We start from the raw sequence: 5,289 nt of genomic DNA on the forward strand, positions 1-5,289 counted from the left end.
CTTAAGGTTCTGTCTATGAAGCTCCCTAAATTTAAGAAAAAACTGCACCTTATAACCTCGCTGCTAACCTAAAATTTTGATACACTCCACCACAGGAAATACAATATACGAATTACTATGAAGCTTTATACGATCCAACATTCATTGGCACTTCTTAGCATTCAATTAATCATAACAAGTTGGTGTCTATTCACATACTCTCATTTACCAAACACTGTTCTTAATTCTATGATTTTGGTTATGTTTGTATTTTTATTAACTACTTATACTCTTCCGTCAAAAAATAGACTATTTTCAAATAAACAGCATGAGTTCATTATTACACTTATAAGTAGTTATGGCGTTTCAGCTCTATTTATTACACTCATCCGAATAGATTACTCTCGTCCTGCTTTGCTTATAGGGGCTGCCTTAACCTTTATTTGGATTCTCATCTATTATCGTTTACATAAAAAACAAAAAATTACACTATATTCTCTTACTGGATCAGTAGATAGTGTTGACTCACGTTATAAAAACATTACCATATATCAGTATCAAAAAGACATATCACTACATCAAATCAAAAAAAACTCCGATGGACTGGTTACTAGTCTCCATGAAATACACTCAAGAGATACAGCTCAATTCCTTGCAGATTGTGCTCTTGCTCAAATACCCGTTTATCATTCGGAAGTGATTACTGAGCGATTAAATAAACAAGTATCAACTACTCATTTATCCGAAACCACCTTACAATCTCTCATCCCAAACTCTAGATACTTAAAAATAAAGCCCGTACTAGAAGCAACTCTTATCTTACTATTTTTGCCTATAACTCTTATTTTATGCTCTATTATTTCAGCTCTACTTTATATACAAGATCCAGGAAAAGTAATATACACCCAAACTCGAGTTGGAAAAAATGGTACAACATTTACTCTGTATAAATTCAGAACCATGTACAATTCAGCATCAATCAAAAGTACACAATTTGCTACTCAAGAAAAACATCGAATTCATATTATTGGTGCTTGGTTAAGAAAATTTAGATTGGATGAAATACCGCAGTTTTATAATGTATTAAAGGGAGATATGTCCCTAATTGGCCCTCGACCTGAGCAACCTGAATTTGTTAAGTCCTACAAACAGCAAATCCCATTTTACAACTATCGCCATACGGTAAAGCCAGGAATCACCGGCTGGGCACAGATAAATCAAGGATATACCGACAATTCAGAATCAACGCAGACAAAGCTAGGCTATGATATCTATTATATTAAGCACTACAGCTTCGAGTTAGATTTAACTATCGCAATAAAAACGGTTAGGACCTTACTAACAACTGATGGATCTGCGTAATGAAGCAAAAAAAAGTAGTACATATACTCATTGACAATGCCACTCGACTTGAATTTTTCCAACGAGTCCTTAAGAATGAAAATACTACACCCTCTTATGTACTTCATTCGAACATCTATACCTATGTGCTAGCAAAAACAAAAAAGTATCCTGGCAGCCATATTTTACTTAGACAAAGTAAAGTTAAGAAAAACACAGTACAGTCAAGTATTGAAGAGATTAAGGGACAAAGAGAATATCACTATGGTATTAACCGAAGTAACTTTAAAAAATTAGTAGAACCAAATGATGAACTATGGGTATTCTCAGGATTTCAATACGTCGCTTTAGAAATAAAGACTACACATCATAATATTCGTTACTTTGAAATAGCTAATTTCCCGAATAAATACCAGTCAAGTTATACAGGGGTAAATGCGGATGCAGATCATCATCATAAAATAGAAGAATTGCGAAGAACTCGTACTGTGACGCCTAGAGAAATAGAACTGCTAAAAAAACGATTACTAACTTTTCGTCCACCACACGTTGACTCATCAATATTAAGCAAAGCTCTAGAACAGTTTGTGAACCTGATAGGTTTTTATTGCCTAAAAACAACAGCACCTCATTCATCACCCTTGCAGCAATTAAAAACAGCAATAGAGATCTATCGAGTTAGAAAGGTAATTCATAGCCATAAGAGCTTACAACACCCAAGTAACTTCAATTTATTCATAGGTCAAGTAGCACAAGATTCACAAACCCTATTTCAATCTAATACAAATGCCATTGATTCAATTAAAAAAGCACACCAAGACTCAGAATCAAAAGGACTCCCCCTTATCGTTCGGCTTCACCCTGGAGAAAAACAACTTTGCGTAATACAGGAACAAATCCATTTTTGTAAACAAGAAGGCATCCTCATTTGCAACCAAGGAGCTTTACTTGAAAGCGTTCTTCAAAGTGAGCATATATATACAATAAACTCCACTGGAGGGTTACATTCTTTACTCCTTGAAAAACCAGTAACCCTTTATGGCAACAGTTTTTATCAAGATTGGAAAGCCAGCGATGTTGTCCTTTACCACCAATATTTACTTCAAGAGCTGTACTCTCCTACCCCATAAAAGGAAACAATAGTGAACATAATTACTACATCCACCAAAGTTGGGGATAATGCTCAACTCTCATTTAAGAAAGTAGGGGTACTAGATATCCGACGCAAATCAATCCCGGAACTATGTGAAGATAAGCGAGTTTTAGTGGTTGGCTGTGTAGATATGATTGATATGCTCTCTATGCAAAAGTACATAGAACAAGGAGAACATCAATTCCACAATATTTCCCAGAAAGCCAGCTATACGGCAGGACTTGATATCAATGAAAAGGGCGTTAAATTACTGCAAGAAAAAGGATACCATGTTGATCATTGCGACATATTCAACGGTCAAAGTAAGTATCTAGAGGAAGAGTATGATTATGTCGTTTTGTCTCATGTTTTAGAGCATATGATTGATTTAACGGGCTTCATAAACAAAGTAATGAACACTGTAAAAACCAAACAAGTTATTTTTGCGGTACCAAATGCATACAATATAAAACATGCGCTCCCCGCTCTATTACTACAAAGAGAAAAAGTCAGTAATGACCACTATTACACTTTTACACCAATCACCTTTGTAAAGCTTATCAAAGGATTGAACTTTGAAGTAAAAGCACTATATTTTGATCAAGATAGAAGAATAAAATCAGGTAAAAAACACCGAGTATTGGGAACCTTATGGTCAATAGTAAAGTCAAAACTATTCACACACAGCGGTGATATTGTTTTAATTGCTCAATATAAGAATTAACTTTTCTGTACGCTCCTTTGAAAATTACATGAAAAGTAAGCCGTGAATAAAGTATAAATAGTTTTTCCTCCAATCGAGGTTAACACAGCCCCCCATACTCCATAGTTAATAGTTAACACAGCGAGTAAAACAAAAACGACTAGTGCTGACATAATTGTTGAAATAGTAATATAGCCTAATTTATTTTGGGCTATTAAAAAGCTTTCAGTCCACCCCAAAAAAGCTGCAGGAATCAGCAATAGTGAGCTATAAATCAATAATTCATGAAAAGATACATACTCCTCCCCAAACATCCTCATAATATCTTCACTGGAAACAAATATAATCATCACACCAAACAGCATGGTAACGACAGGAAAGAATGCCCCCACATAACCCAACTTCAATACTGCTTTTGAATCTTTAAGACTCACCGCTTTAGTAAAACGAGGTAAGAGTAATATTCTTGCTCCAACAACTACAAAGAACAAAACATTCATTAAACGAGCAGTAACTCCCATCACTGCAATACTCTTATCATCTAACCAAAATGAAGATAAAGGCAGCACCAGATGTGTAACCGCAAGACCAAGAACCATAATCGACAGGTATGGCAATGTGCTTTTGAATGTCTTATTTAACTCAACAACTGATATTCGACTAAACCCTATATCACCCATTTTAATCAAATAACCTAGCGCAATAACTAGCGTCAAAAAGACACTAAAAGAATACAATTTAATAAGAGAATGTTGAGGTATAATCAGAACTAAAAAAACAAATAGAAATGGTTGTAAAACAAATTGAAAAAATGCTCCCAAAGGCGATTTATTATACCCTTGAAATATAGCAATTGTTAAAAAAAACAATGACATTACGTATATTTCAAATAAACCTAGTTCAACAACCAAGTCAAGCAATCTAACTAACACCCCAAAATACAATCCAAAACAGAGCAATGCACCCAATAATGAGAGCAAAAAAGTAGCAGAAATAGCGCAGTATTTTTCTTTTAAGTCATAACTAGCGGCAATCTTCTTTACGAGTAATCGCCCCCCTCCTAATGTAGCCAATTGTGATACAAAAACAAGAATGCCAAGAGAGATAAAATATTGTCCAATAATCTCAGGTTGATATGAACGAGCCAGCAATAGGTTAACTAGTAAAGCCCCGATTGCACCTATAACCTTAAGAGAACCAAGTTGAATTCCCTGCTTAATCAATCCACTCGGCTTACTTACGCCATTATTCACTAAACCCTATCTCCAGAGCCCTTACCTGAAACTGTCTGTAGAATATAAATAAAGTAGAGTTTTACTGAGAGCGTTTGAATCATCGTTTTATCCCACTCCGCCAACAGCTTAGGCGTCGACATATCGATATCATTGATTTGAGCTAACCCCGTGACACCGGATCTTACCGCCAGCACGCCTCTCGATTCCCTTTCATCGATGAGCTCTTGCTGATTGAACAAGCATGGTCGCGGGCCAACCAAACTCATTTCACCTTTCAGAACGTTGTATAACTGTGGTAGTTCATCCAATTTAGTCTTGCGTAAAAATTCACCCAATTTAGTCACTGAATTAGCCCCCACCAAGTGAGTTGCCACTGATTGTGTTTCTACCGGCATAGTGCGGAATTTCACTAAAGTAAATGGCTTTTTGTTACGCCCTACTCGTGTTTGAAAAAAAACTGGAGAGCCTGTGTCAAAGTAACCAAGAATACAAATGACAAGAAAAACAGGCCAAAGGAACAAAAGGCCAAACAGCGCAAAAAAGAAATCTAAAAAACGAATCAAAATGGATGCCTTAAACTCAGATAAACGAATATAGTGAATGCAGTAAGTGCCACTCATGAGTAAAGAGTACCTGAATCACTTACGAATACAAATGGAGGGAGCTAGCTGCAACACATCAGTGTGAGTTTAAGTATGCTTCTACTATTCTTTTGCTCTCACCAGCAAAGGGCTCTGGAGCTTTCAACCCAAAGTACCTATCGTCAAAACCTATCCCACCAGGGCATAGCTTGAGTCCTCTTAAACTATGTCTTGTTATTAAGACTGACGATCCAGATTGTATCCAAAACATTGGGATTAGGATTAGTCTCGTTATCTTCCCCAGGGCGGGAGCATACT

The 5,289-nt window shown here is 36.1% G+C and carries 5 protein-coding genes; 3 read left to right on the forward strand and 2 right to left on the reverse strand.

Annotated features, from left to right (window positions below; genetic code table 11):
- Positions 1–240: 240 nt before the first annotated feature.
- Genes AB4585_RS22425 through AB4585_RS22435 form a run of 3 tightly spaced genes read left to right on the forward strand, consistent with a single transcriptional unit; the run spans position 241 to position 3,176 of the window.
- On the forward strand, positions 241–1,341 hold the full coding sequence (locus tag AB4585_RS22425; RefSeq protein ID WP_372155769.1) for a sugar transferase: 1,101 nt from the start codon (positions 241–243) through the stop codon (positions 1,339–1,341).
- Positions 1,341–2,450, forward strand: coding sequence for a hypothetical protein (locus tag AB4585_RS22430; RefSeq protein ID WP_017067153.1), 1,110 nt, complete (start codon positions 1,341–1,343; stop codon positions 2,448–2,450). Before AB4585_RS22425 ends, AB4585_RS22430 begins: the two co-directional genes overlap by 1 nt.
- A gap of 12 nt (positions 2,451–2,462) precedes the next feature.
- The gene (locus AB4585_RS22435) at positions 2,463–3,176 is read left to right on the forward strand and encodes a bifunctional 2-polyprenyl-6-hydroxyphenol methylase/3-demethylubiquinol 3-O-methyltransferase UbiG (protein WP_017067152.1); all 714 of its coding nucleotides are present in this window, start codon (positions 2,463–2,465) and stop codon (positions 3,174–3,176) included.
- Here AB4585_RS22435 and AB4585_RS22440 read toward each other — a convergent pair.
- Positions 3,173–4,408 carry a lipopolysaccharide biosynthesis protein gene (locus tag AB4585_RS22440; RefSeq protein ID WP_372155770.1) on the reverse strand — a complete coding sequence of 412 codons (1,236 nt, stop codon included), beginning with the start codon at positions 4,406–4,408 and terminating at the stop codon, positions 3,173–3,175. The genes AB4585_RS22435 and AB4585_RS22440 overlap by 4 nt on opposite strands.
- Positions 4,408–4,956, reverse strand: coding sequence for a sugar transferase (locus AB4585_RS22445; protein WP_372171021.1), 549 nt, complete (start codon positions 4,954–4,956; stop codon positions 4,408–4,410). Before AB4585_RS22445 ends, AB4585_RS22440 begins: the two co-directional genes overlap by 1 nt.
- Positions 4,957–5,289: the final 333 nt, after the last annotated feature.

Origin of the sequence: Vibrio sp. 10N.222.49.C9, from assembly GCF_041474985.1 — a bacterium.
In the GTDB taxonomy this organism is placed as follows: Bacteria; Pseudomonadota; Gammaproteobacteria; order Enterobacterales; family Vibrionaceae; genus Vibrio; species Vibrio crassostreae_C.

Coding starts and splice junctions, on each gene's coding strand:
- AB4585_RS22425 (WP_372155769.1), top strand. CDS start 241: ATGTTTGTATTTTTATTAACTACTTATACTCTTCCGTCAAAAAATAGA.
- AB4585_RS22430 (WP_017067153.1), top strand. CDS start 1,341: ATGAAGCAAAAAAAAGTAGTACATATACTCATTGACAATGCCACTCGA.